Annotated in this window: 22 protein-coding genes; 18 read left to right on the top strand and 4 right to left on the bottom strand. The window is 62.8% G+C overall.

The features are described 5' to 3' along the window. Positions 1-144 precede the first annotated feature (144 nt). Both ACIQUI_RS15520 and ACIQUI_RS15515 read right to left on the bottom strand, forming a co-directional pair. Positions 145-705 (bottom strand): response regulator transcription factor, encoded by a 561-nt coding sequence (locus ACIQUI_RS15520; RefSeq protein ID WP_003255244.1) that lies wholly within the window; start codon positions 703-705, stop codon positions 145-147. Continuing rightward, positions 705-1,961: an ATP-binding protein gene (locus ACIQUI_RS15515; RefSeq protein WP_012270632.1), complete on the bottom strand. Its 1,257-nt coding sequence runs from the start codon at positions 1,959-1,961 to the stop codon at positions 705-707. The genes ACIQUI_RS15520 and ACIQUI_RS15515 overlap by 1 nt, the downstream gene beginning before the upstream one ends. Before the next feature lie 202 nt (positions 1,962-2,163). Here ACIQUI_RS15515 and ACIQUI_RS15510 point away from each other — a divergent pair, with 202 nt between their 5' ends. The 10 genes from ACIQUI_RS15510 to ACIQUI_RS15465 all read left to right on the top strand — a co-directional run bounded on the left by ACIQUI_RS15510 (position 2,164) and on the right by ACIQUI_RS15465 (position 14,245). Beyond that, on the top strand, positions 2,164-2,880 hold the full coding sequence (locus tag ACIQUI_RS15510; RefSeq protein WP_403200024.1) for an SIMPL domain-containing protein: 717 nt from the start codon (positions 2,164-2,166) through the stop codon (positions 2,878-2,880). 391 nt (positions 2,881-3,271) lie between these two features. Continuing rightward, complete coding sequence (locus ACIQUI_RS15505; RefSeq protein WP_403200021.1) at positions 3,272-4,897, top strand: ABC transporter substrate-binding protein; 1,626 nt, start codon at positions 3,272-3,274, stop codon at positions 4,895-4,897. Positions 4,898-5,043: 146 nt separating this feature from the next. Next, positions 5,044-6,636, top strand: a complete 1,593-nt coding sequence (locus ACIQUI_RS15500; protein WP_403200018.1) for an ABC transporter substrate-binding protein — start codon at positions 5,044-5,046, stop codon at positions 6,634-6,636. 233 nt (positions 6,637-6,869) lie between these two features. After that, positions 6,870-8,249 (top strand): OprD family porin, encoded by a 1,380-nt coding sequence (locus ACIQUI_RS15495; RefSeq protein ID WP_403200017.1) that lies wholly within the window; start codon positions 6,870-6,872, stop codon positions 8,247-8,249. Positions 8,250-8,326: 77 nt separating this feature from the next. Next, positions 8,327-9,937 (top strand): ABC transporter substrate-binding protein, encoded by a 1,611-nt coding sequence (locus ACIQUI_RS15490; protein WP_403200015.1) that lies wholly within the window; start codon positions 8,327-8,329, stop codon positions 9,935-9,937. 91 nt (positions 9,938-10,028) lie between these two features. After that, positions 10,029-11,039, top strand: coding sequence for an ABC transporter permease subunit (locus tag ACIQUI_RS15485; RefSeq protein ID WP_016485006.1), 1,011 nt, complete (start codon positions 10,029-10,031; stop codon positions 11,037-11,039). 10 nt (positions 11,040-11,049) lie between these two features. Continuing rightward, complete coding sequence (locus tag ACIQUI_RS15480; protein ID WP_403200012.1) at positions 11,050-11,976, top strand: ABC transporter permease subunit; 927 nt, start codon at positions 11,050-11,052, stop codon at positions 11,974-11,976. Positions 11,977-11,986: 10 nt separating this feature from the next. Beyond that, positions 11,987-12,955 (top strand): ABC transporter ATP-binding protein, encoded by a 969-nt coding sequence (locus tag ACIQUI_RS15475; RefSeq protein ID WP_403200010.1) that lies wholly within the window; start codon positions 11,987-11,989, stop codon positions 12,953-12,955. Beyond that, a complete protein-coding gene (locus ACIQUI_RS15470; RefSeq protein WP_403200007.1) occupies positions 12,955-13,923 on the top strand; it encodes a peptide ABC transporter ATP-binding protein in 969 nt (322 codons plus the stop codon). Before ACIQUI_RS15475 ends, ACIQUI_RS15470 begins: the two co-directional genes overlap by 1 nt. 136 nt (positions 13,924-14,059) lie before the next feature. Then, complete coding sequence (locus ACIQUI_RS15465; RefSeq protein ID WP_403200004.1) at positions 14,060-14,245, top strand: hypothetical protein; 186 nt, start codon at positions 14,060-14,062, stop codon at positions 14,243-14,245. 33 nt (positions 14,246-14,278) lie between these two features. Here the strand turns inward: ACIQUI_RS15465 and ACIQUI_RS15460 are convergent, their stop codons facing one another. Continuing rightward, positions 14,279-15,172, bottom strand: a complete 894-nt coding sequence (locus tag ACIQUI_RS15460; RefSeq protein ID WP_403200002.1) for a hypothetical protein — start codon at positions 15,170-15,172, stop codon at positions 14,279-14,281. 212 nt (positions 15,173-15,384) lie between these two features. Between ACIQUI_RS15460 and ACIQUI_RS15455 the strand changes: the two genes are divergently transcribed. From ACIQUI_RS15455 to ACIQUI_RS15440, 4 genes are all read left to right on the top strand, one after another. Then, positions 15,385-16,185, top strand: a complete 801-nt coding sequence (locus tag ACIQUI_RS15455; protein WP_403199999.1) for a helix-turn-helix domain-containing protein — start codon at positions 15,385-15,387, stop codon at positions 16,183-16,185. A 64-nt stretch (positions 16,186-16,249) separates the two neighbouring features. Beyond that, positions 16,250-17,656 carry an NAD(P)/FAD-dependent oxidoreductase gene (locus ACIQUI_RS15450; RefSeq protein ID WP_403199996.1) on the top strand — a complete coding sequence of 469 codons (1,407 nt, stop codon included), beginning with the start codon at positions 16,250-16,252 and terminating at the stop codon, positions 17,654-17,656. Between the two features lie 33 nt (positions 17,657-17,689). Next, positions 17,690-18,031 carry a cupin domain-containing protein gene (locus ACIQUI_RS15445; protein WP_403199994.1) on the top strand — a complete coding sequence of 114 codons (342 nt, stop codon included), beginning with the start codon at positions 17,690-17,692 and terminating at the stop codon, positions 18,029-18,031. 52 nt (positions 18,032-18,083) lie between these two features. Then, on the top strand, positions 18,084-19,163 hold the full coding sequence (locus ACIQUI_RS15440; protein ID WP_403199991.1) for a polyamine ABC transporter substrate-binding protein: 1,080 nt from the start codon (positions 18,084-18,086) through the stop codon (positions 19,161-19,163). A 132-nt stretch (positions 19,164-19,295) separates the two neighbouring features. Here the strand turns inward: ACIQUI_RS15440 and ACIQUI_RS15435 are convergent, their stop codons facing one another. Then, positions 19,296-20,879: a peptide chain release factor 3 gene (locus ACIQUI_RS15435; protein ID WP_003248481.1), complete on the bottom strand. Its 1,584-nt coding sequence runs from the start codon at positions 20,877-20,879 to the stop codon at positions 19,296-19,298. A gap of 557 nt (positions 20,880-21,436) precedes the next feature. Between ACIQUI_RS15435 and ACIQUI_RS15430 the strand changes: the two genes are divergently transcribed. The 4 genes from ACIQUI_RS15430 to ACIQUI_RS15415 are packed head-to-tail and all read left to right on the top strand — an operon-like array spanning position 21,437 to position 24,882. Beyond that, positions 21,437-22,150 (top strand): ABC transporter permease, encoded by a 714-nt coding sequence (locus tag ACIQUI_RS15430; protein WP_043196954.1) that lies wholly within the window; start codon positions 21,437-21,439, stop codon positions 22,148-22,150. 13 nt (positions 22,151-22,163) lie between these two features. Continuing rightward, positions 22,164-23,078 (top strand): glycine betaine ABC transporter substrate-binding protein, encoded by a 915-nt coding sequence (locus ACIQUI_RS15425; protein ID WP_403199988.1) that lies wholly within the window; start codon positions 22,164-22,166, stop codon positions 23,076-23,078. Further along, positions 23,075-23,728, top strand: coding sequence for an ABC transporter permease (locus tag ACIQUI_RS15420; protein WP_403199985.1), 654 nt, complete (start codon positions 23,075-23,077; stop codon positions 23,726-23,728). Before ACIQUI_RS15425 ends, ACIQUI_RS15420 begins: the two co-directional genes overlap by 4 nt. Continuing rightward, positions 23,725-24,882, top strand: coding sequence for a betaine/proline/choline family ABC transporter ATP-binding protein (locus tag ACIQUI_RS15415; protein WP_403199982.1), 1,158 nt, complete (start codon positions 23,725-23,727; stop codon positions 24,880-24,882). The genes ACIQUI_RS15420 and ACIQUI_RS15415 overlap by 4 nt, the downstream gene beginning before the upstream one ends. The last annotated feature ends 102 nt before the right edge of the window (positions 24,883-24,984 follow it).

Genomic DNA, 24,984 nt, shown 5'->3' with positions numbered 1-24,984 from the left:
GATAAAAGCAAATGTCTTTCAGATTCTGCGCTGCCAGTACTGGCCTCTTCGCGGGCACGCCCGCTCCCACAGGTACGGCGCTGCTCTCAAGGGCGGCGCGGTACCTGTGGGAGCGGGCGTGCCCGCGAAGAAGCCAACACAGAATCAGCGCCGAACCGGGCGCTTCTGCAGTTTGCGCTGCAAGGTCCGCCGGTGCATGCCCAGCGCCCGGGCAGTAGCCGAGATATTGCCTTCGTGCTCGTTCAGCACGCGCTGGATGTGCTCCCACTGCAGGCGGTCGACCGACATCGGGTTTTCCGGCACCAGGGTATCCAGGTCGGTGTGTTCCGACAGCAGCGCCGCCAGCACATCATCGGCATCAGCCGGTTTGCACAGGTAGTTGCAGGCGCCGCGCTTGACCGCTTCCACCGCCGTGGCAATGCTCGAGTAGCCGGTCAGGATCACCACGCGCATTTCCGGGTCCAGTTCCAGCAGCTTAGGCAGCAGCACCAGGCCAGAGTCGCCGTCCATCTTCAGGTCCAGCGTGGCATAGTCCGGCAGGTCCTGCTGGGCCAGGATCAAGCCCTCTTCGGCAGAACTGGCAGTGCTCACGCGGAAACCGCGACGGCTCATGGCACGGGCCATGACCCGGGTAAAGGTGGCATCGTCATCCACCAGCAGCAGGTGCGGCAGCTCTTCGCTTTCGACCTGGTTTTCTTCGCTCATCATTCATCTCCTCGCTTGCCATAGGGCAGGCGCAGTTCGGTCAGGGTGCCACCCTGTTCATGACTATAGAGTTTCACCGAACCGCCCGCACGGGTCACGCTGGCCTTGCTCAAGAACAGGCCAAGGCCAAAGCCTTTGCCCTTGGTGGTAATGAAGGGTTTGCCGATGGCTTCGGCAATGGCCGGCGGCACGCCGGGGCCGTGGTCGCGGATGCTGATGACGATGTCCTGGGCGTCCCAGTCCAGGCGCACTTCAAGGTCATCGGGGCAGGCATCGGCGGCATTGTTCAGCAGGTTCAGCAGCGCCTGGGTCAGGTCCGGTGGCGGGGTCAGGCGCGGCACCTTGCCGTCGCGCAGGCGCTGGAAGCGGTAGCTGGCCTCTGGACGCATCAGGTGCCAGCGGTTCAGCGCCTCGTCCAGCCAGGCGGTCACGTCCTGCTCCACGATCGCCAGGCGGCGGTTGGCTTCGGCGGCGCGCACCAGCTGCTGCAGGGTCTCTTTGCACAGCTTTACCTGATCCTGAAGGATCTGCAGGTCTTCCTGCAACAGCGGGTCGGTGTGGTCCTGGCGCATTTCGTTGATCAGCACGCTCATGGTCGCCAGCGGGGTGCCCAGCTCGTGGGCAGCACCGGCGGCCTGGGTGGCCACAGCCAGCAACTGCTCATCACGCAGGCTTTCTTCACGCCGCTCGGAACGCAGTTGCTCCTGGCGGCGCAATTCTTCGGCCATGCGCGCGGCGAAGAAGGTGATTACCGCAGCAGCCAGGGCAATGCTCAGCCACATGCCGTACACCTGCATCTTGTCCCGCGCCATGGGCAGGCCTTCCAGCGGGTAGAACTGCACCAGCAGCAGGCTGTAGGCCGTCAGGGCGATTCCCGAAAGGATCAGCGAATACAGCCACGGCAAGGTCACAGCAGCAATCGCCAGCGGCACCAGGTAATACGACACGAACGGGTTGGTCGAACCGCCGGAGTAATACAGCAAGGCACTGTGAATCAGCAGGTCGCACGCCAGTTGCAGGGCGTACTCCATTTCAGTGACCGGCAGCGACAGGCGCAGGCGCAGCGCCGTGAACGCACACAGCAGCGAGGACAACGCCAAGGTGCCAGCCAGCGATAGCCACGGCAACGGCAGCAGCTCGGTCCAGTAGGCAACGCCCACGGAGCCGGCCTGGGCAGCCAGGACCAGGACTCGAATGACGGTCAGGCGCCAGAGATTCTGGCGGGTAGCGGACAGCGGTTGTACGGCGGCGAGCATGAGCTCTCCTGATGAGTGCTCCAGAAAAATCGGCTGGAGTATACCGAAGCCGGGCGCTTCGCTGCAGCGATGCGGCAAAGCGCCACACTTTGTCACAGGTTCATGATGGCACTTTTGAACCCACTACACTGATGCCGGTCTTATGGGCCATGCGTGGAATGGATGGCCAGAACCCACGCCCTTTATTGCCAAGGAGTACCACATGCAAATCCCACGTCGCGGCGCAGCCCTTGCCCTGTCTTGCGGCCTGCTTGCCAGCCTGCCGGCGCTGGCTGCCGATGAGCCGCGTTACAACCAGGTTTCCCTGCGCGCCGAAGTCAGCAAGGAAGTACCGCGCGACCTGATGGTCGTGACCCTGTACAGCGAAGCGCAGAACACCGACCCGGGCAAGCTTGCCAAGCAGATCACCGAAACCATGAACAAGGCCGTACAGCAGTCGCGCCAGGTCAAGGATGTGAAGATCAGCCAGGGCAGCCGCAACAGTTACCCGGTGTATGACAGCAAAGGCCAGAAGATCACCGGCTGGCGCGAGCGTGCCGAGCTACGCCTGGAAAGCGCCAACTTCCCGGCCCTGTCCCAGCTTACCGCCGACCTGCTGCAAGAGCTGAAAATGGGTGGCATGGACTTTTCCATTGCCCCGGCCACGCGCAAGTCCAGCGAAGACGCACTGCTCAAGGACGCGGTCGATGCCTTCAAGGCGCGCGCACAACTGGCTACCGAGGCACTGGGCGGCAAGGGCTACAAGGTGGTCAGCCTGAACCTGAACAGCAGCGGTTACCCGCGCCCGTACATGCGCAGTGCACCGATGGCGATGAAGGCCATGGGGGCGGATGAAGCGGCGCCGGCGCCAGATATCGAGGCGGGGACCAGTGAAGTCAGCATGAATGCCGATGGGCTGATTGAAGTGCAGATGCCTTAACAGCCACGACGTACCTGTGGGAGCGGGCATGCCCGCGAAAAAGGCCAACGCGATGGATGGCACGGGCTTCGCCCGTGTTCGCGGGCGCGCCCGCTCCCACAGGGATCGCGGTAACTCAAATAATATAGTTTCAGCCCTTTCCTACGCACCTTTAAGGTGCTTCCTACGTTTACTCCCGCCCTGAAATATCCCGCAAAATGCCATCATTTTGCCTGCGCAAACGTTTAACTTCGCCGAAAGTTATACCAATGCGACATCCATGTACGACCGTACCACTTTTCTGGCGCCAACTATCCTTGTGTGTATTGCATTGGGAACATCCCCTGCATAAGTATCGGCAGGTCGGCTCACGAGGCCACCTCATCCAAAAAATGACAACAATGAGGCCACCATGCTTAAACACGCAGTCATTCCGTTCCTGCTAGGCGCAGGCTTGCTCACCGGTGCACCGTCGGCCCTGGCCGCGTCCAACCTGGTGTTCTGCTCCGAAGGCAGCCCGGCAGGCTTCGACCCGGGGCAATACACCACAGGGACCGACTTCGACGCCTCGGCCGAAACCGTGTTCAACCGCCTGACCCAGTTCGAACGTGGCGGTACCGCGGTCATCCCGGGCCTGGCGACCAAATGGGAAGTGACCGACGACGGCAAGACCTACACCTTCCACCTGCGCGAAGGGGTCAAGTTCCACACCACCGATTACTTCAAGCCCACCCGCCCCTTCAACGCCGACGACGTGCTGTTCACCTTCAACCGCATGCTCGACAAGGACCACCCCTTCCGCAAGGCCTACCCCACCGAGTTCCCCTACTTCACCGACATGGGCATGGACAAGAACATCGCCAAGGTCGAGAAGCTCGACGAGCACACGGTGAAGTTCACCCTCAACGAAGTGGACGCTGCGTTCATCCAGAACCTGGCCATGAGCTTCGCCTCGATCCAGTCCGCCGAATACGCCGATCAGTTGCTGAAAAACGGCAAGGCCGCCGACATCAACCAGAAGCCGATCGGCACCGGCCCGTTCGTGTTCAGCAAATACCAGAAGGACGCGCAGATCCGCTTCAAGGGCAACAAGGACTACTGGCAGCCCGATGATGTGAAGATCGACAACCTGATCTTTGCCATCACCACCGACGCGTCGGTGCGCATGCAAAAGCTGAAGAAAAACGAATGCCAGGTCACGCTGTTCCCGCGCCCGGCCGACATCGAGCCGCTAAAGGCCGACAAGAACCTGCAAATGCCACAGCAGGCCGGCTTCAACCTCGGTTACATCGCCTACAACGTGATGGACAAGATCAAGGGCAGCAACGAGCCCAACCCCATGGCCCAGCTGAAAGTGCGCCAGGCGCTGGACATGGCCGTGGACAAGAAGAAGATCATCGAATCGGTGTACCAGGGCGCCGGCCAGTTGGCAGTCAACGCCATGCCGCCCACCCAGTGGTCCTATGACAACAGCATCAAAGATGCCCCGTACGACCCTGAGAAAGCCAAGCAGCTGCTCAAGGAAGCCGGCGTCAAGGAAGGCACCGAGATCACCCTGTGGGCCATGCCCGTGCAACGCCCGTACAACCCCAATGCCAAGCTGATGGCCGAGATGCTGCAGTCCGACTGGGCCAAAATCGGCATCAAGGCAAAAATCGTCAGCTACGAATGGGGCGAGTACATCAAACGCTCCAAAGGCGGCGAACAGGGCGCCATGCTGATTGGCTGGAGCGGCGACAACGGTGACCCGGACAACTGGCTGGGCACCCTCTACGGCTGCGATGCCATCGACGGCAACAACTTCTCCAAGTGGTGCTACAAGCCCTACGACGACCTGATCAAGCAGGCCAAGGCCACCTCCGACCAGGCCAAACGCACCGAGCTGTACCAAAAGGCGCAGCACATCCTCAAGGAGCAGGTACCGATCACCCCGATCGCCCACTCCACCGTCTACCAGCCGATGAGCGCCAAAGTGAAGGACTTCAAGATCAGCCCGTTTGCGCTGAACGCCTTCTACGGCGTCAGCGTGGACAAATAGGGTAGCCCCGGCATCCGCCGAGCGGCGGGTGCCCTTCACCCTTATTACCTCTTCATGTCGTCCTGCGGCCATCCGCTGCGGGGTCGGCGAACTGTTGCCGCCATTCGTACCCCGAGGCGGCGCAAACAGATGAAAAAGGATTTGCCATGCGCCACGCTACAAGCCTTTCCGCCCTGCTGGCCCTGGGCCTGCTCAGCCAGTCTCCAGCCGTGCTGGCCAACAACCTGGTGTTCTGCTCCGAAGGCAGCCCTGCTGGTTTCGACACCGCCCAGTACACCACGGCCACCGACAACGACGCGGCCGAGCCGATCTACAACCGCCTGGTCGAGTTCGAGCGCGGCGGCACCGCCGTGCACCCTGCCCTGGCGAGCCGCTGGGAGGTGTCCGACGACGGCCTGCGCTACACCTTCCATCTGCGTGAAGGGGTGAAGTTCCACAGCAACAAGGCCTTCAGCCCAAGCCGGGACTTCAATGCCGAGGACGTGCTGTTCACCTTCAACCGCATGCTCGACAAGGGCCACCCGTTCCGCCAGGCCTACCCCACCGAGTTCCCCTACTTCGTCAGCATGGGCCTGGACAAGAACATCGCCCGGGTCGAGAAAGCCGACCCGCTGACCGTGGTATTCACCCTGAACAAGGTCGATGCCGCGTTCATCCAGAACCTGGCCATGAGCTTCGCCTCGATACTGTCTGCCGAATATGCCGACAAGCTGCTGGCCAGCGGTCGCCCCAGCGACATCAACCAACAACCGATCGGCACCGGGCCGTTCGTGTTCCAGCGTTACCAGAAGGATTCGCAGATCCGCTACAAGGGCAACAAGGATTACTGGGCACCGGACCAGGTGAAGCTCGACAACCTGGTGTTCTCGATCAACGTCGACCCCTCGGTGCGCATCCAGAAGCTGCGCCGCAACGAGTGCCAGGTCACCCTGCACCCGCGCCCGGCCGACCTGCCAGCGCTCAAGGCGGACAGCAAGCTGCAGGTGCTGCAACAGCCAGGCTTCAACCTTGGTTACATCGCCTATAACACCCAGCACCCACCGTTCGACCGCCTGGAAGTGCGTCAGGCGATGGACATGGCGGTGAACAAGAAAGCCATCATCCAGGCGGTGTACCAGGACTCCGGCCAGCTGGCGGTCAACGCCATGCCGCCGACCCAGTGGTCCTATGACGAAAGCCTCAAGGACGCACCTTACGACCCGGACAAGGCCAGGCAGCTGTTGCAGCAGGCCGGGGTCAAGCCAGGCACCGAGGTCACCCTGTGGGCCATGCCGGTACAACGCCCGTACAACCCCAACGCCAAGCTGATGGCCGAAATGCTTCAGTCCGACTGGAACAAGCTGGGCTTCAAGGTGCGCATCGTCAGTTACGAATGGGGCGAGTACATCAAGCGCATGAAAAGCGGCGAGCACGACATTGCCCTGATCGGCTGGACCGGTGACAACGGCGACCCGGACAACTGGCTGGGCACCCTCTACAGCTGCGACGCCATCGGCAGCAACAACTACTCGCTGTGGTGCGACCCGCAGTACGACAGGCTGGTCAAGGAGGCCAAGCAGGTCACCGACCGCACGCAGCGCACCGCGCTGTACCAGCAGGCCCAGCAGCGGCTCAAGCAGCAGGTGCCGATTACCCCGGTAGCGCATTCCACGGTGAACCAACCGCTCAGCGTGAAGATTTCCGGGTTCAAGGTCAGCCCGTTTGGGCGCAATGATTTTTCCGGTGTGAGTGTTGACTGATTTTTAGCCTGCACCGGCCTCATCGCCGGCAAGCCAGCTCCCACAAAGTTCTCCACAAACCCAGGGACCGATACAGATCCCTGTGGGAGCCGGCTTGCCGGCGATTGGGCCGGCACTGGCAACACAACTCCCCGATTTTAGCCCGGTGATCCCGTGGCAACCCTGGCAACACCGCAACAACCATCCGGCCCACAAGGCCGGCAATAACTAGAAAAGAAAAAGGAGCTTTAACCTTGAGAGTCTTCACCTTGACCGCACTGGCCTTATCCATCAGTGCCTTGACCACCGTGGCCCAGGCCGACCCACAGAGCCAGGACTTCATCCCCATCACCCTCAAAAGCACCAGCGAGCAAGCCCAGGCCAGCGGCTTTATCGAAGGCCAGAACCTGTCCGGCAGCACCCGCAACTGGTATGCCCGCGAACGCGCTGCACGCGCCCCGCTGTGGAAGTACTACAAGAGCGACGGCAGCCGCCACGATACCCATAGCCGTGAAAACTGGGTACAAGGCACTATCCTCAACTACAGCTCCGGCTTCACCGAAGGCACCGTGGGCATCGCTGTCGAGGCCGCCGGCTACAACGCCATCGCCCTGCAACAAAGCCGCCAGGCCATCGCCGGCCCCAACAACCGCACCCTCACCCACAGCGATGGCGACCCCATCGGCCAGTGGAGCAAGCTGGGCCTGGGCAACATCAAGGCACGCGTGTCCAACACCACCCTTACCCTGGGCCGTCAGTCAGTGGACACGCCGATGATCGCCTACATCGGCAACCGCGCCTTGCCATCGAGCTTCCAGGGCGTGTTCCTGCACAGCGCCGAGTTCGACAATCTCAGCTTCGACCTCGGTACGTTCGACCGCGTCTCGCCACGCACCGAGCAAAGCCTGAGCAAATTCCGCAGTGAATACAGCGCCACCGGCGTAGAAACCGACCGTGCCAGCACCGCCGGCATCAACTACCAGCCGCTCAAGAGCCTGAGCACCAGCCTGTACGCGACCAAGGTCGACGACTTCTGGAACCAGTACTACTTCGGCGCCAACCACGTGCTGGGCGACAGCGCGGTACTCAGCCTGAGCACCGGCCTGAACTACTACAAGACGGTCGATGCCGGCAGACAGAAGATGGGCAAGATCGACAACGACACCTACAGCCTGTCGCTGGATCTGACGCACCAGGCCCACACCCTCGGCGTTTCGTGGCAGCAGGTCAATGGCAATGAGTACTTCGACTACCTGCACGAAACCAACGGCATCTACCTGGCCAACTCGCTGCTGTCGGACTTCAACGGCCCCAACGAGAAGTCACTGAAACTCTCCTACGTGCTGAACATGGCGCCCTACGGCGTGCCGGGTCTCAAGTTCAACCTGTACAACGCTCGTGGCTGGGGCATCGATGGCACCCATTACCGCGGCACGGCCTACGACGTGAATGGCCTGGACGGCGAAACCCACTACGAGTGGGGCATTGGCACCAGCTACGCGGTACAGAGCGGGCCGCTGAAAGACACCAGCATCCGTGCCACCTACACCACCCACCGCGCCAGCAAGGCGCAGGGTGACGGCAGCCTGGATGAGTTCCGCGTGGTAACCACCATTCCATTCAACATTCTCTGACCGCTGGCGCCACGGCCCGCTCATGGTGGGCCGTGGCAGCTAAGCTGGAATCAATGCAAGCCGGGAGTCCCTGACCCATGCAGAGCGCTTTCATGAAATCGTTACCCATACGCCTTGCCTTGGCCGTACTGGTGCTGGGCGGTGCCGCGCAGGTGGCGGCCAAACCGCTGGTAGTGTGTACCGAGGCCAGCCCGGAAGGGTTCGACGTTGTGCAGTACACGACCGGTGTCACGTTCGACGCCACCGCCGAAACGCTGTTCAACCGCCTGGTCGACTTCAAGCCAGGTACCACCGACATCGAACCGTCCCTGGCCGAGCGCTGGGACATATCACCAGACGGCCTGACCTACACCTTCCACTTGCGACAGGGCGTCAAGTTCCACAGCACCGACTACTTCACCCCCACGCGCACGTTCAACGCCGATGATGTGCTATGGAGCCTGCGCCGCCAGCTCGACCCTGCGCACCCGTGGCATGACAAGACCAGTGTCGGTTACCCGTATTTCGAAAGCATGGCGTTCAAGAGCCTGCTCAAGTCGGTGGACAAGACCGACGAACACACCGTGGTGATCACCCTCACCCGCCCCGAAGCACCGTTCCTGCGCGACATGGCCATGGGCTTCACGTCGATCTACTCCGCCGAATACGGCGACCAGTTGCTCAAGGCCGGTAAAACCGCCGAGCTGAACAGCAAGCCGATCGGCACCGGCCCGTTCATCTTCCAGCGCTACAACAAGGACGCCCAGGTGCGCTTCAAACCCAACCCGGACTACTTCCGCGGCAAGCCACCCGCCGATGCGCTGATTTTCGCCATCGCTACCGACAGCAACGTGCGCCTGCAAAAACTGCGCGCCGATGAATGCCAGGTCGCGCTCTACCCCAAGCCGGAAGACGTACCGTCGATCAAGGCCGACGCCAGGCTCAAGGTGGCCGAGACCGAAGCGCTGGTCACCGGCTACATCGCCATGAATACCGAGCACAAGTACCTCAACGATGTGCGCGTGCGCAAAGCCATCAACATGGCCTTCGACCGCCAGACCCACGTCGACCAGCTGTTTGGCAAAGGCAACGCGCTGGTGGGCGTCAACCCCTACCCGCCGACCATGATCGGCTACAACAACGCCAACCAGAACCCGCCGCGTGACCTCGACAAGGCACGCGCCCTGCTCAAGGAGGCTGGCGTACCGGAGGGCACGGTCATTACCCTGTTCACCCGCAACGGCGGCGGCATGACCAACCCTAACCCGCGTCTGTCTGCCGAGATGCTGCAAGCCGACCTCAAGCAGATCGGCCTGAAGCTGGATATCCGCGTGATGGAATGGGCCGAAATGCTGCGCCGTGCCAAGAAAGGCGAAGCCGACCTGGTGTCCACCGGCTGGGCCGGCGACAACGGCGACCCGGACAACTTCCTCACCCCCCTGCTCAGTTGCGAGGCGGCCAAGACCGGTGAGAACTATGCGCGCTGGTGCAACCCTAAGTTCCAGGAGCTGATCAGCCGCGCCCGCGAGGTGATCGACAACGACGAACGCGCAAGGCTCTATAGCGAGGCATTGAAGGTGTACGATGACGACCAACCCTGGATCAGCATGGCCCATCCGAAGATGTTCACCGCCATGCGTGACAACGTGGAGGGCTACGTGATCAGCCCTCTGGCCAAAAACAACTTCGCCACCACCAAGGTGAAGTAGAACAACAACGACCGCCGGCCACCCGTACGGGGCCCGGCGGCACTGCCGTAGCGCGCTGTTTGCCGCGCGGCCTGAAGAGGTAACCCCGACAATGTTGAGCTTTATTGCCCGGCGCCTTGGCCTGCTGATTCCGACCTTTTTCGGCATCACCTTGCTGACCTTCGCGCTCATACGCCTGATCCCCGGCGACCCGGTGGAAGTGATGATGGGCGAGCGCAGGGTCGACCCCGAAATGCATGCCCAGGCCATGGAGCGCCTGGGCCTGAACAAGCCACTGCCGGTCCAGTACCTGGACTACGTCGGCAAACTGGCCCAGGGCGACCTCGGTGAATCGCTGCGTACCCGCGAAAGCGTATGGACCGAGTTCCTCACCCTGTTCCCCGCCACCCTCGAACTGGCCTTCGCCGCCCTGCTGTTCGCCGGCATCGTCGGCCTGCTGGCCGGGGTGATCGCCGCGCTCAAGCGCGGTTCGCTGTTCGACCATGGGGTGATGGGCATCTCGCTGGCCGGCTACTCGATGCCGATCTTCTGGTGGGGCCTGATCCTGATCATGTTCTTCTCGGTAAGCCTGGGCTGGACCCCGGTATCCGGGCGCATCGACCTGCTCTATGACATCGAGCCGAAAACCGGCTTCATGCTCATCGACACCCTGCTCAGCGACGAAGAAGGCGCGTTCAAGGACGCGGTGATGCACCTGATCCTGCCGGCCATCGTGCTCGGCACCATCCCGCTGGCGGTGATCGCCCGCATGACCCGCTCGTCGATGCTTGAAGTGCTGCGCGAAGACTACATCCGCACCGCCCGTGCCAAAGGCCTGTCGCCGGCCCGCGTGGTGTTCGTGCATGGCCTGCGCAACGCGCTGATCCCGGTACTGACCGTGTTCGGCCTGCAGGTCGGCACGCTGCTGGCCGGTGCGGTGCTGACCGAAACCATCTTCTCCTGGCCGGGCATCGGCAAATGGCTGATCGAAGCCATCGGTGCCCGTGACTACCCCGTGGTCCAGAACGGCATCCTGTTGATCGCCTGCCTGGTGATCCTGGTCAACTTCGTCGTGGACATCCTCTACGGCCTGGCCAACCCACGCATCCGTCATCAGCGCTGAGGCCCTTGCCATGACTAGCCCGATCCCCAAATCCGTGTCGCCGGCCAGCCCGGTGGACCAGAGCCTGCTCTACCCCTCGCCGTACAAAGAATTCTGGCAAGCCTTCGCGCGCAACAAGGGCGCGGTGATGGGCCTGGCCTTCATGTGCCTGGTGGTGTTCTGCGCGCTGTTTGCGCCGTGGGTCGCCCCACATGACCCCAGCGAGCAGTACCGTGACTTCCTGCTGACCCCGCCGGTGTGGCTGGAAGGCGGCACCTGGCAGTTCATCCTCGGCACTGACGAACTGGGCCGCGACCTGCTCTCGCGCTTGATCCAGGGCGCACGGTTGTCGCTGCTGATCGGCCTGTCGTCGGTGGTGATGTCGCTGATTCCTGGCATCCTGCTGGGCCTGCTGGCCGGTTTCTTCCCCGGTTTGCTCGGCCCGTCGATCATGCGCCTGATGGACGTGATGCTGGCCTTGCCGTCGCTGCTGCTGGCCGTGGCCATCGTCGCTATCCTCGGCCCAGGACTGATCAACACCGTAATCGCCATTGCGATTGTCTCCCTGCCCTCCTATGTGCGCCTGACTCGCGCTGCGGTAATGGTTGAACTCAACCGCGACTACGTTACCGCCGCACGCCTGGCCGGTGCCGGATTGCCACGGCTGATGTTCGTCACCGTGCTCCCCAACTGCATGGCGCCGCTGATCGTGCAGGCGACCCTCAGTTTTTCCTCGGCAATCCTCGACGCTGCCGCGTTGGGCTTCCTCGGCCTGGGCGTGCAACCGCCGACCCCGGAATGGGGCACCATGCTGGCTTCGGCCCGTGACTACATCGAGCGCGCCTGGTGGGTGGTGAGCCTGCCCGGGCTGACCATTCTGCTCAGTGTGCTGGCAATCAACCTGATGGGCGACGGCCTGCGCGATGCGCTGGACCCGAAACTCAAGAACGCCGCCTGAGGAGAACGCCATGTCACTGTTGCAGATCAAGAACCTCAACGTGCGCTTCGGCGACGCCACTGCGGTACCCGTGGTCGATGGACTGGACCTCGCGGTAGAGGCCGGCGAGATCCTTGCCATTGTCGGCGAATCGGGCTCGGGCAAATCCGTCACCATGATGGCCCTGATGGGCCTGATCGACGCCCCCGGGCGCATCACCGCCGACGCCCTCAGCTTCGACGGCACCGACATGCTCAAGCTCAGCGGCCGGCAGCGGCGCAAGGTGGTGGGCAAGGACATCGCCATGGTCTTCCAGGACCCGATGACTGCACTCAACCCCAGCTACACCGTGGGCTACCAGATCGAGGAAGTGCTGCGCCAGCACCTGGGCCTGAAGGGCAAGGCCGCACGCCAGCGTGCCCTTGAGCTATTGAAGAAAGTGGAAATTCCAGCAGCCGAAAGCCGCCTGGATGCCTACCCGCACCAGTTGTCCGGCGGCATGAGCCAGCGCGTGGCGATTGCCATGGCCATTGCCGGCGAGCCCAAGCTGCTGATCGCCGACGAGCCGACCACGGCACTGGACGTGACCATCCAGGCGCAGATCATGGAGCTGCTGGTCAACCTGCAGAAAGAGCGCAACATGGCGCTCATCCTGATCACCCACGACCTCGCCGTGGTTGCCGAAACGGCCAGGCGGGTGTGCGTGATGTACGCCGGCCAGGCCGTGGAAGTGGGCCAGGTGCCGGAATTGTTCGACGTGCCCGCCCACCCTTACAGTGAAGCATTGCTGGCGGCGATCCCCGAGCACAGTATCGGTGCCGAACGCCTGGCCACCCTGCCCGGCATCGTCCCCGGCCGCTACGACCGCCCCGTCGGCTGCCTGCTGTCGCCACGCTGCCCGTATGTGCAGGACAACTGCCGGCGCCAGCGCCCGCCCCTTGATCCCCAGGCTTACAGCCTGGTGCGCTGCTTCTACCCGTTGAATCAGGAGGTGGCGTGATGGCCGTCGTTCTATCCGCCCGGGAGCTGACCCGGCATTACGAAGTCTCACGCGGGCTGTTCAAAGGCCACGCGCTGGTCCGTGCACTGAATGGTGTGTCGTTCGAACTGGAAGCCGGCAAGACACTGGCGGTAGTTGGTGAGTCCGGCTGCGGCAAGTCGACCCTGGCCCGCGCGCTGACCCTGATCGAAGAGCCATCGTCCGGCTCGCTGCAAATTGCCGGTACCGAGGTGAAGGGCGCCAGCAAGGCAGAGCGCAAGCAATTGCGCCGTGATGTGCAGATGGTGTTCCAGAGCCCTTACGCCTCGCTTAACCCACGGCAGAAGATTGGTGACCAGCTGGCCGAGCCGCTGCTGATCAATACTTCGCTGAGCAAGGCCGAGCGGCGCGACAAGGTGCAGAAGATGATGGAGCAGGTCGGCCTGCGCCCTGAGCATTACCAGCGTTACCCGCACATGTTCTCGGGTGGCCAGCGCCAGCGTATTGCCTTGGCACGTGCGATGATGCTGCAACCAAAAGTGCTGGTGGCGGACGAGCCGACCTCGGCGCTGGACGTGTCGATCCAGGCGCAGGTGCTGAACCTGTTCATGGACCTGCAAAAGGAGTTCAACACCGCCTACGTGTTCATCTCGCACAACCTGGCGGTGGTGCGGCATGTGGCCGATCACGTGCTGGTGATGTATTTGGGGCGGCCGGTGGAGATGGGGCCGAAAGAGGACATCTACGAGAAGCCGCTGCACCCGTATACCCAGGCGCTGCTGTCGGCGACACCGGCGATTCACCCGGACCCGTTGAAACCGAAGATTCGCATTGCCGGGGAGCTGCCCAACCCGCTGAACCCGCCGGATGGGTGTGCGTTTCACAAGCGTTGCCCGCATGCGACCGAGCGGTGTGCCAAGGAAGTGCCGGCGTTGCGGCAGGTGAGTACGCGGCAGGTGGCTTGTCATTATGCCGAGCAGTTTCTTTAGGCTTTAGATCGCCGGGGGCTGCTTTGCAGCCCATCGCGACACAAGGCCGCTCCCACAAAGGCCTGCGTACACCGAACAATGTGGGAGCGGCCTTGTGTCGCGAAAGGGCCGCAAAGCGGCCCCACAATCTCAATGCATGAACAACCAGATCAGGATGATCACCGGAATCGGCACCCCGATCATCCACAGCAATATCGAGCGCATGCTCTTCTCCTTCTGCCAAAAAAGTGAAGGGCAGCCAACGCCGCCCCTCCTTCAGTCAATGCATGAACAGCGCAATCAGGATGATGACCGGAATCGGTACGCCAATCATCCACAGTAGTATCGAGCGCATGGCAGTTCTCCTTGTTTAACGTTAAACGGTGCGACGGGCTACGTATTCGCCTTCAAGCCACTGCACACGGTCGCGTTGACGGCCACCATAAAGGGCAGCCAGGCTGGCGAAGAATGCGCCACACAGCAGGGCAATGAATGTCCACAGCGCAGTCCAGGCAGCTACCTTGGCAGCCGTGTCAGCCGCTTGCTTGGCATCGGCTTTCAGCTGTTGTACCTGTGCCATCACCTGGTCGACACGGGCTTCGGCTTCGGCCTGGGTCAAACGCGTGCGCTGGGCTACCAGCTGCGCCAGGTAGGCGCGGTCTTCGGCAGGCAGTGCACCATTACCCGCTACGCCCTTGGCCAGAATGCGCGCGGCTACGCCGTTGGCCGCATCGTCGCTGACCGGCGCCGGACCATCGCCACGGAACAGGCTATCGACGAAATAGCCCATGGAGTCGTTGTTGCCACCCGCTGCCGCAGCACCACCCGCCGCTACCGAAACGGTAGCCGCCTGGGAAGCTGCACTGGCCCCGGCACCTATCAGGTTGCCCGCAGCACCGAGTACCAGCATCGCCGCTACCAAGGTCGCCACGGCCCACGACAGGAAACCATGCGCGGTATCGCGGAAGTACACTTCATCGCCATGCAGGTTGGCCCATTTCACCCGCAACCGCCCGGCAATGTAGCCGCCCATGCCCGAGGCGATGATCTGCGTCACCAGCAACCAGATGATGGTAGAGACGCCCAAGGCCTTTGCACTCGCACCCTCGTCAGCCCAAGGTGAGGTAGCCGCAAAGCCCAACCCGGCACCCAATACCACGAGAATCAGGGACACCGACGCAGCGGCGGCCGCGCCAGCGAAGATTGCCGCCCAGGAAACTCCTGAGCGGCTTTGCGTATCGACAACGGGATAATCGGCAGGAGTGATCATGATGTGTGCGCCTTATGTTGTGAGCGAGAATTCCATTCGCGCAGTAACCTTTGCAGCGGCTGTGCCAGTTGTGACAAAAAATGACACCTATGCAAATCAATGGGTTGGAGCGGCCCGCTGAACCTGGACCGTGCAAAATGCGCGACTGCGCCCCGTGCATCAGGTGTTCTGCATTCTTGTAACGTGGCCGGGCGACGAGGCATGATCCGTTCATGACGCTGCCCGATGACCCCGCCCAGACCCCGATCACCGCCGATACCGTGCTGCGCTACCACCTGTGCTGGAAGCACCGCGACCTCGACGGCGTGATCGCGCTGTACCACCCGGACATCCAGTACCACGACTTTTTCCAGAACCGCGTGCTCGGCTATCAGGAGCTGCGCGACTACGTACGCGCCTGCCTGCCCCATGAAGCCGGCGAGGACATCGTCCACAGCGACCGTATCCGCGTCGATGGCTGCACCGCGTTCATCCAGTACCAGGTCACGGTGCAGGGCGGCGACGGCCTGGTGGCGTTCCAGTCCAGCGAGGCGATCACCGTCAAGGACGGGCTGATCTGGCGGGTCAACGAATACGCCACCCTGGTGCGCCAGAACGGCAACGGCCTGACCAGCAACGGGCCGCGCCCGGCCACCAGCCGCCTGGGCCTGTCACCTCGGCAGCTGTCGACCATGGCCCAGGACCTGGAGCACTACTTCCAGCGCCAGCGCCCGTACCTGGACCCGGAGCTGGACCTGCAGCAGGTGGCAGAGGCCAGTGGCTACAGCCGCAACCAGATCTCCTACCTGCTGAACCAGGTGCTGGGGCAAAGCTTCTACCGCTACGTCAACCAGGCGCGCCTGCAGCACCTGATGGCCAGCCTCGGCGATGACAGGGTCGAAGCGACGATCGACGACCTGGCCTTCAGCGCCGGCTTCAACTCGCTGTCGGCGTTCTACAAGTGCTTCCGTGAACACACCGGGCTCACGCCCAAGGCCTACCTGAAGCAAATTTCCCTGCGTGCACGCACGTAAGACAGCCCCCCGTCGACAGCACTAGGATCGCCCATAGACCTTGACCGATGTGGAGCCGAACCCGATGCAACCCCTGCGCACGCTCAGCCTGTGGATGGACCAGCTCGACGAGCCACTGTGCGCCCGCCCGGCCCTGCGTGAAGACCTGGATACGGATGTGTGCATCATCGGCGCCGGCTATACCGGCCTGTGGACCGCCTACTACCTCAAGCGCCAGGCGCCGCAATTGAACATCGCGGTGATCGACGCCAACATCGCCGGCTTCGGTGCCTCCGGGCGCAACGGCGGCTGGCTGATGGGCAACCTGCTGGGCGAGGACCGCCTGCTCGCCAGCCTGTCACCGCAACAGCGCCGCGCCAGCATCGACCTGCTGCACGCTATCCCCGATGAGGTGCACAGCGTGCTGCAGCGCGAAGGCATCGACTGCGACTACCGCAAGGGCGGCGTGCTGTACTGCGCCGCGCGCTACCCGGAGCAAGAGCGCAGCCTGCGCGCCTACCTCGACGACCTGTACCGCCAGGGCATGACCGAAGACGACTACCGCTGGCTGCGCCCCGAACAGCTGGACGCCCAACTGCGGGTCAGCAATGCCTATGGCGCCATCTACAGCCCGCACACCGCGACCATCCAGCCGGCCAAGCTGGTGCGCGGCCTGGCCAGGGCGGTAGAAGCGCTGGGCGTGACGATCTACGAGAACACCCCGGCCATCGACTGGCAACCCGGCGAAGTACGTACTCCGCTGGCGCGCATTCGCTGCCAGTGGATGGTACCCGCCGTGGAAGGCTACGCCGCCAGCCTGCCGCCACTGGGCAAGCATCAACTGCCGGTACAGAGCCTGCTGGTGGCCACCGAGCCGTTGCCGGAAACCACCTGGGAACAGATTGGCCTGATCCAGGGCCAGGCGTTCAGCGAGAGCAGCCGCCAGGTCACCTATGGCCAGCGTACCGCCGACAACCGCCTGGTGTTCGGCGCCCGTGGTGGCTACCGCTTCGGTGGCCGCCTGCGCGAAAACTTCAACCTCGACGAGCAGGAAATCGAACTGCGCCGCTACCTGTTCAGCGAATTGTTCCCGCAGCTGAAGCACGTGCGCATCACCCACTCGTGGGGCGGTAACCTGGGCATGGCGCGGCGCTTCCGCCCGCACATGCTCTGCGACCGCCAGCGCGGCATCGCCCTGGCCGGCGGTTACGGTGGCGAGGGCGTTGGTGCCACCAACCTGGGCGGGCGGACCCTGGCAGCGCTGATCCTCAACCAGCACAACGCGCTGACCGGGCAACCCTGGGTCCTCGACAATCGCCCCCTTTCCAGCCTGGCCAGCTGGCCACCCGAACCCTGCCGCTGGCTGGGCTACAACGCGATCATCCAGAGCTTCGTCCACGAGGACCGGACCCTCGCCAACCCCGCCAGTGCGCCCTGGAGGCGGCGCCTGGCCAGTAATCTTGCGGACTTCATGGAAGGCTTCATGCACTGACTTCCCTTTTTCCCGACACAGGACTTACCGGTCATGAGCATCACCCAGTTCAAGAACACCGACAGCGCCGTGCTCGATAGCTCCACCCCCGTCGCGGTACCCCTTGGCGAACCCGTGGCAGTGACTTCGGTCACCTGCGTGGAACGCAGCGACGGCGTCGAAACCGGCATCTGGGAGTGCACCCCCGGGCGCTGGCGGCGGCAGATCGTGCAACAGGAGTTCTGCCATTTCATCAAGGGCCGCTGCACGTTCACCCCCGACGGTGGCGAGCCCCTGCTCATAGAAGCCGGAGACGCATTGATGCTACCGGCCAACAGCACCGGCACCTGGGACATCCAGGAGACCGTGCGCAAGACTTACGTACTCATCTTCTGATCCGCTGATCGCCTGCCTTCGATAACAACAGACAAAGCAAGGTAACCCCGACATGCGCATGCTCCTTCTCGCACCCCTGATGCTGGCCGCAAGCTTCGCCGGCGCCGCCGAAACGGTAAAGATCTACAACTGGTCCAGCTACGTCGCCCCCGACACGCTGAAGAACTTCCAGCAGGCCAGCGGCATCGTGCCCACCTACGACGTGTACGACAGCAACGAAACCCTCGACGGCAAGCTGATGACCGGCAACTCCGGCTACGACGTGGTGTTCCCGTCCAACCACTTCATGGCCCGGCAAATCCAGGGCAAGGCCCTGAAGCGCCTGGACAAGTCGCAGTTGCCCAACTGGCACAACCTCAACCCGGTGCTGCTCAAGGCGCTGGAGGTCAACGACCCGGGCAACCAGTACGGCTTCCCTTACCTGTGGGGCAGTACCGGCATCGGCTACAACATCGACAAGGTCAAGGCGGTGCTCGGCGACAACGCCCCGCTGGACTCCTGGGACCTGATCTTCAAGCCCGAGTACATGAGCAAGCTGAAAAGCTGCGGCGTCGCGGTGCTGGACAACGGCCCCGAGCTGCTGCCGATTGCCCTGCACTACCTGGGCCTGCCGCACCACAGCCAGAACCCGGCGGACTACGACAAGGCCAAGGCACTGCTGATGCAGGTACGGCCGTACATCAGCTACTTCCACTCCTCGAAGTACACCGGCGACCTGGCCAATGGCGATATCTGCGTGGTGGTCGGCTTCTCGGGGGATGTGCTGCAGGCGAAGAACCGTGCTGAGGAAGCGAAGAACGGGGTGAAGGTGGGTTACTCGATACCCAAGGAAGGTGCGCCGATGTGGTTCGACATGGTCGCCATGCCGGCCGATGCACCGGATGAAAAGGCCGGGTATGCCTACATGAATTACCTGCTGCAGCCGGAAGTGATGGCCAACATCAGCAACCACGTGCAGTACGCCAACGGCAACCTGAAAGCGGACGGGCTGGTGGAGCCGGCGATGAAGGGTAACTCGATGATTTACCCGAGCGAGGAAGTGATGGGCAAGCTATATGCGCTGGAGGCGATGCCGGCCAAGATCGATCGCATCAGAACCCGCATCTGGACCAGTATCAAGGCAGGCAATTGAAATTGGGGCCGCTTTGCGCCCCTTCGCGGGCGCGCCCGCTCCCACAGGGAATCACTTCATCTGAAGGTTATGCGATACCTGTGGGAGCGGGCATGCCCGCGAAGGGCTGCAAAGCAGCCCCAATTCCAATAGTTAGTGGTGCTCGCGGGTAGCGCGGAACTTGATGTCCGGCCAGCGCTCTTCCATCAGCGCCAGGTTGACCCGGGTCGGCGCCAGGTAGGTCAGGTGCCCGCCACCGTCGATGGCCAGGTTTTCCATGGCCTTGGTCTGGAATTCCTCAAGCTTCTTCTTGTCGTCGCAGCTGATCCAGCGCGCCGACCACACGGTGATCGGCTCGTAGGCACACTCGACCTTGTACTCTTCCTTCAGGCGGCTGGCGACCACGTCGAACTGCAGCACACCGACCGCACCCAGGATGATGTCGTTGCTGCGCTCGGGGAAGAACACCTGGGTCGCACCCTCTTCGGCCAGCTGCTGCAGGCCCTGACGCAGCTGTTTGGATTTCAGCGGGTCTTTCAGGCGTACGCGGCGGAACAGTTCCGGGGCGAAGTGCGGGATACCGGTGAAGCCCAGCGCCTCGCCTTCGGTGAAGGTGTCGCCGATCTGGATGGTGCCGTGGTTGTGCAGGCCGATGATGTCGCCGGCAAAGGCCTCTTCCAGCTGCTCACGCTCGGACGAGAAGAAGGTCAGCGCATCGCCGATGCGCAGGTCCTTGTTCAGGCGCACGTGGCGCATCTTCATGCCCTTCTCGTACTTGCCCGAGCAAATGCGCATGAAGGCGATGCGGTCGCGGTGTTTCGGGTCCATGTTCGCCTGGATCTTGAACACGAAGCCGGTGAACTTCTCTTCCACAGGCTCGACGGTGCGCTCGTGGGCAACACGGCCCAGCGGGCGCGGCGCCCAGTCGACGACCGCGTCGAGCACATGGTCGACACCGAAGTTGCCCAGTGCCGTACCGAAGAACACCGGGGTCAGCTGACCGTTGATGAACTCTTCCTGGTTGAACTCATGGCAGGCGCCCTGCACCAGCTCCAATTGCTCGACGAACGAATCGTACTGGTCGCCCAGGTGGGCGCGGGCTTCGTCCGAGTCCAGCTTCTGGATGATCTTGGCTTCGGTACGCTCATGGCCATGGCCCGGGGTGTACACCACGATGTAGTCGCCGGTGAGGTGGTACACGCCTTTGAAGTCGCGGTAGCAACCAATCGGCCAGGTGATCGGCGCAGCCTTGATCTTCAGCACGGCTTCGATCTCGTCCAGCAGCTCGATCGGGTCGCGGATGTCACGGTCGAGTTTGTTGATGAAGCTGACGATTGGCGTGTCGCGCAGGCGGCACACGTCCATCAGGGCGATGGTCCGCGGCTCTACACCTTTACCGCCGTCGAGCACCATCAGCGCCGAATCCACCGCGGTCAGGGTGCGGTAGGTGTCTTCCGAGAAGTCTTCGTGACCGGGGGTGTCGAGCAGGTTGATCATGTGCTCGCGGTACGGGAACTGCATCACCGAGGTGGTGATGGAGATGCCGCGCTGCTTCTCCATTTCCATCCAGTCGGAGGTGGCGTGGCGGTCGGACTTGCGCGACTTCACGGTACCGGCGACGGCAATGGCCTTGCCCATCAGCAGCAGCTTCTCGGTGATGGTGGTCTTACCGGCGTCGGGGTGGGAAATGATTGCGAAAGTGCGGCGCTTCGCGACTTCGGCGGCCTGGTTGGTCATGGGAAATCGCCTGACTGGGGGATTTAAAAGGGGCGATATCATACCTGAAGTTGGGCGGGGACCAAAATCGGCTGATTGAGTGGCTGCAGGCCCGGCCTCTTCGCGGGCACGCCCGCTCCCACAGGGATCTCCACTTCCCTCAGCCCTGTGCAGTACCTGTGGGAGCGGGCGTGCCCGCGAAGAGGCCGGCACAGACACCACAAATCCACCAAACAATCGCTTTATCACGACAAAAGGCCACAGGGCAGTTAATTCAACGCCTGCAGCGCATTAACCCGCTGTTTTTTCTCGCCAATTTTCCACCCGGCCAGTGATTAACGCTGGCCAAATGCCGCCCCAGATGGGAACCTTTACGCCCACGGAGACGTCCACTCCCCTGCAACCCGCTTCGGTTGGGGACTGGTTTCATCAGCATTTTCGGGCCCGACGGGGTTCGGCTCATGGCCTGATCGCAGCCTTCGGCTTGCATCTCGCTGCTACTCGCGAACACACCAACCGCCGCCAGGACTGGCCGGCAAAAAAGAAGTGTGCTCGCCGACAACACAAGGAGTCCGCCTGTGGCTAAACGCTACGGTAAAGGGCTGTTGGGATGCGCCACCGTGCTCGTCATCCTGGCCCTGCTGATCCACTGGATCGGCATCGACACGATCGCGCGGTATCGCGACGATCTTGGGTTCTACCTGCAAGCGCACCTGGTATTGGTGCTGGCTTCGATGGCGGCGGCGTTGGCCGTGGGCATCCCGGCTGGCATTGCGCTCAGTCGACCGCACCGGGTCGACAAAGCCGAGCGCTTCATGCAGTTCTTCAACGTTGGCAACACCATCCCCCCCCTGGCCGTTCTGGCCATCGCGCTCAGTATCCTGGGCATCGGCGCCGGGCCTGCGATCTTCGCTCTGTTCCTCGCCTCCCTCCTGCCCATCGTGCGTAACACCTACGAGGGCCTGAAAAACGTCCCCGCCTCGCTCAAGGAAGCCGCTACCGGCATCGGCATGACCCCGCGCCAGCAACTGTGGCAGGTGGAGTTGCCCAACGCCGTGCCGATCATCGTCGGTGGTGTACGCGTGGCCCTGGCGTTGAACGTAGGCACTGCGCCGCTGGCGTTCCTGATCGGCGCCAACAGCCTGGGTAGCCTGATCTTCCCCGGCATCGCCCTGAACAACCAGCCACAGCTGCTGCTGGGTGCCGCGTGCACCGCACTGCTGGCATTGGTGCTGGATGCGGCGGTGAGTTTCTCCAGCAAACGCTGGCTGGAACGTGGCCTGGCCCAATAAGGATAGGGAACGTATGAACAAGAGAATCGCCTTGCTGCTGGGCGCGGCCCTGCTGTTCGCAGGATTTGCCCAGGCAGCTGAAAAACCGCTGGTGCGCATCGGCGCGCGGGTATTCACCGAACAGACCGTGCTCGCCGAAATCACTGCGCAATACCTGCGTGCCAACGGCTTCGACGTGCGCGTCACCACCGGCCTTGGCAGCAACATCGCGCGCCAGGCCCAGGAAACCGGCCAGCTCGACCTGATGTGGGAATACACGGGCGTGTCGCTGGTGTCGTACAACCATATCGACGAGCGCATGCCCAGTGCCGAAGCCACCTTTGCCAGGGTGAAGGCGCTGGATGCAAAGAAAGACCTGATCTGGCTGAGCCCGTCGAAGTTCAGCAACACCTACGCGCTGGGCCTGCCCAAACAGGTGGCCGAGGCGTACCCGCAAATCAACACCATCAGCGACCTCAACCAGGTGCTGCGTGACGAAAGCCAGCGCACCCACCTGGTGGCACTGGACACCGAGTTCGCCAACCGCCCCGACGGCCTGGTCGGGCTGCGCGAGATGTACCAGCTGCCACTGGACCGCCGTAACATCCGCCAGATGGACGGCGGCCTGGTCTACACCGCCATGCGCAACAACCAGGTGTTCGCCGGCCTGGTGTACACCACCGACGGCCGCCTGAGTGCGTTCAACCTCAAGCTGCTGGAAGACGACAAGCATTACTTCCCCGACTACACCGCCGCCCCGGTGGTGCGCAAGGCCGTGCTCGACGCCAACCCGCAACTGGCCGGGCTGCTCAAGCCGCTGGCCGAACAGCTGGACGACGAAACCATGCGCCAGCTCAACGCCAAGGTCGACGTCGAGCACCAGAACCCGACCGCCGTTGCCGCCGCGTTCCTGCGTGAGCACCCATTGAACAGCGAGGGCCAGCCATGAACCTGATCGATACCTTCAGCCACCTGGACTGGGCCCAGGTGCTGCAACTGACCTGGCAACACATCATGCTGGTTGGCGTGGCCGTGGGCCTGGCCATTCTGGTCGGGGTGCCGCTGGGCATCCTCATGACCCGCTTCCCGGCGTTTGCCGGCCCGCTGCAGGCCAGCGCCACGGTGCTGCTGACCATCCCTTCGATTGCCCTGTTCGGCCTGTTGCTGCCGTTCTACTCCAAGTTCGGCCAAGGGCTCGGCCCGCTACCGGCGATTACCGCGGTGTTCCTGTACTCGCTGCTGCCGATCATGCGCAACACCTACCTGGCCCTGACCAATGTCGAGCCCGGTATCCGTGAGGCCGCGCGCGGCATCGGCATGACATTCGGCCAGCGCCTGCGCATGGTCGAGCTGCCCATCGCCGTGCCGGTGATCCTTGCCGGCGTACGCACGGCCGTGGTCATGAACATAGGGGTCATGACCATCGCCGCCACCATCGGCGCCGGCGGCCTTGGCGTACTTATCCTCACCTCCATCAGCCGCAGCGACATGTCGATGCTGCTGGTTGGCGCCGTGCTGGTCAGCCTGCTGGCCATCATTGCCGACCTGCTGCTGCAAACCCTGCAACGTGCCCTGACTCCAGAAGGACTGCGCCCATGATCGAACTGAAGAACCTCAGCAAAACCTTCAACGTCAACGGCAAGGATGTCAAAGCCGTCGACTCGGTAAGCCTCACCGTGAACGAAGGCGAGATTTGCGTGTTCCTCGGCCCTTCGGGCTGCGGCAAGAGCACCACGCTGAAAATGATCAACCGCCTGATCACGCCCACCTCGGGGCAGGTTTTCATCAACGGTGAAGACACCACCGGGCTGGACGAAGTGACCCTGCGCCGCCATATCGGCTATGTGATCCAGCAGATCGGCCTGTTCCCCAACATGACCATCGAAGAGAACATCACGGTGGTCCCGCGCCTGCTTGGCTGGGACAAGCAGAAATGCCACGAGCGTGCCCGCGAGCTGATGCACATGATCAAGCTGGAGCCCAAGCAGTACTTGCAGCGCTACCCGCGTGAGCTGTCCGGTGGCCAGCAGCAGCGTATCGGCGTGATCCGCGCCTTGGCTGCAGAAGCGCCGGTGCTGCTGATGGACGAGCCGTTCGGCGCGGTCGACCCGATCAACCGCGAAATGATCCAGAACGAGTTCTTCGAGATGCAGCGGGCATTGAACAAAACCGTGATCATGGTCAGCCACGACATCGACGAGGCGATCAAGCTGGGCGACAAGATTGCCATCTTCCGTGCCGGCAAACTGTTGCAGCTGGACCACCCGGACACCCTGCTGGCGCACCCGGCAGATGACTTTGTGAGCAACTTCGTTGGCCAGGACAGCACGCTCAAGCGCCTGCTGCTGGTACGGGCCGAGGATGCGGCAGACAACGCCCCGTCGGTGAGCCCGGAAACGCCGGTGAGCGATGCACTGGAACTGCTGGATGAGCACGATCGCCGCTACGTGGTGGTGACCGATGCTCAGAACAAGGCGCTGGGCTATGTGCGCCGGCGTGACATGCACCGCCAGCAAGGTACCTGTGGCGACTTCCTGCGCCCGTTCAATGCCACGGCGTCGCATGATGAGCATTTACGCATCCTGCTGTCGCGCATGTACGAGTTCAACCGGGCGTGGTTGCCGGTGCTGGATGCCGAGCAGGTGTTCCTGGGTGAAGTGACGCAGGAGTCGATTGCCGCGTACCTGAGTTCGGGGCGCTCGCGCGGGGCCAAGACCAGCATCATATCGCCGGCCGAGGCGGTGGCCTCTTAAATAGCTGGGGGCGCTTTGCGCCCCTTCGCGGGCTCGCCCGCTCCCACAGGGAAACCACAAGCTTCCAGGCCTGCGTTGTACCTGTGGGAGCGGGCAAGCCCG

This window comes from Pseudomonas sp. NPDC090592, assembly GCF_044769185.1.
GTDB lineage: Bacteria > Pseudomonadota > Gammaproteobacteria > Pseudomonadales > Pseudomonadaceae > Aquipseudomonas.
This window is presented reverse-complemented; position numbering and strand designations above follow the sequence as displayed.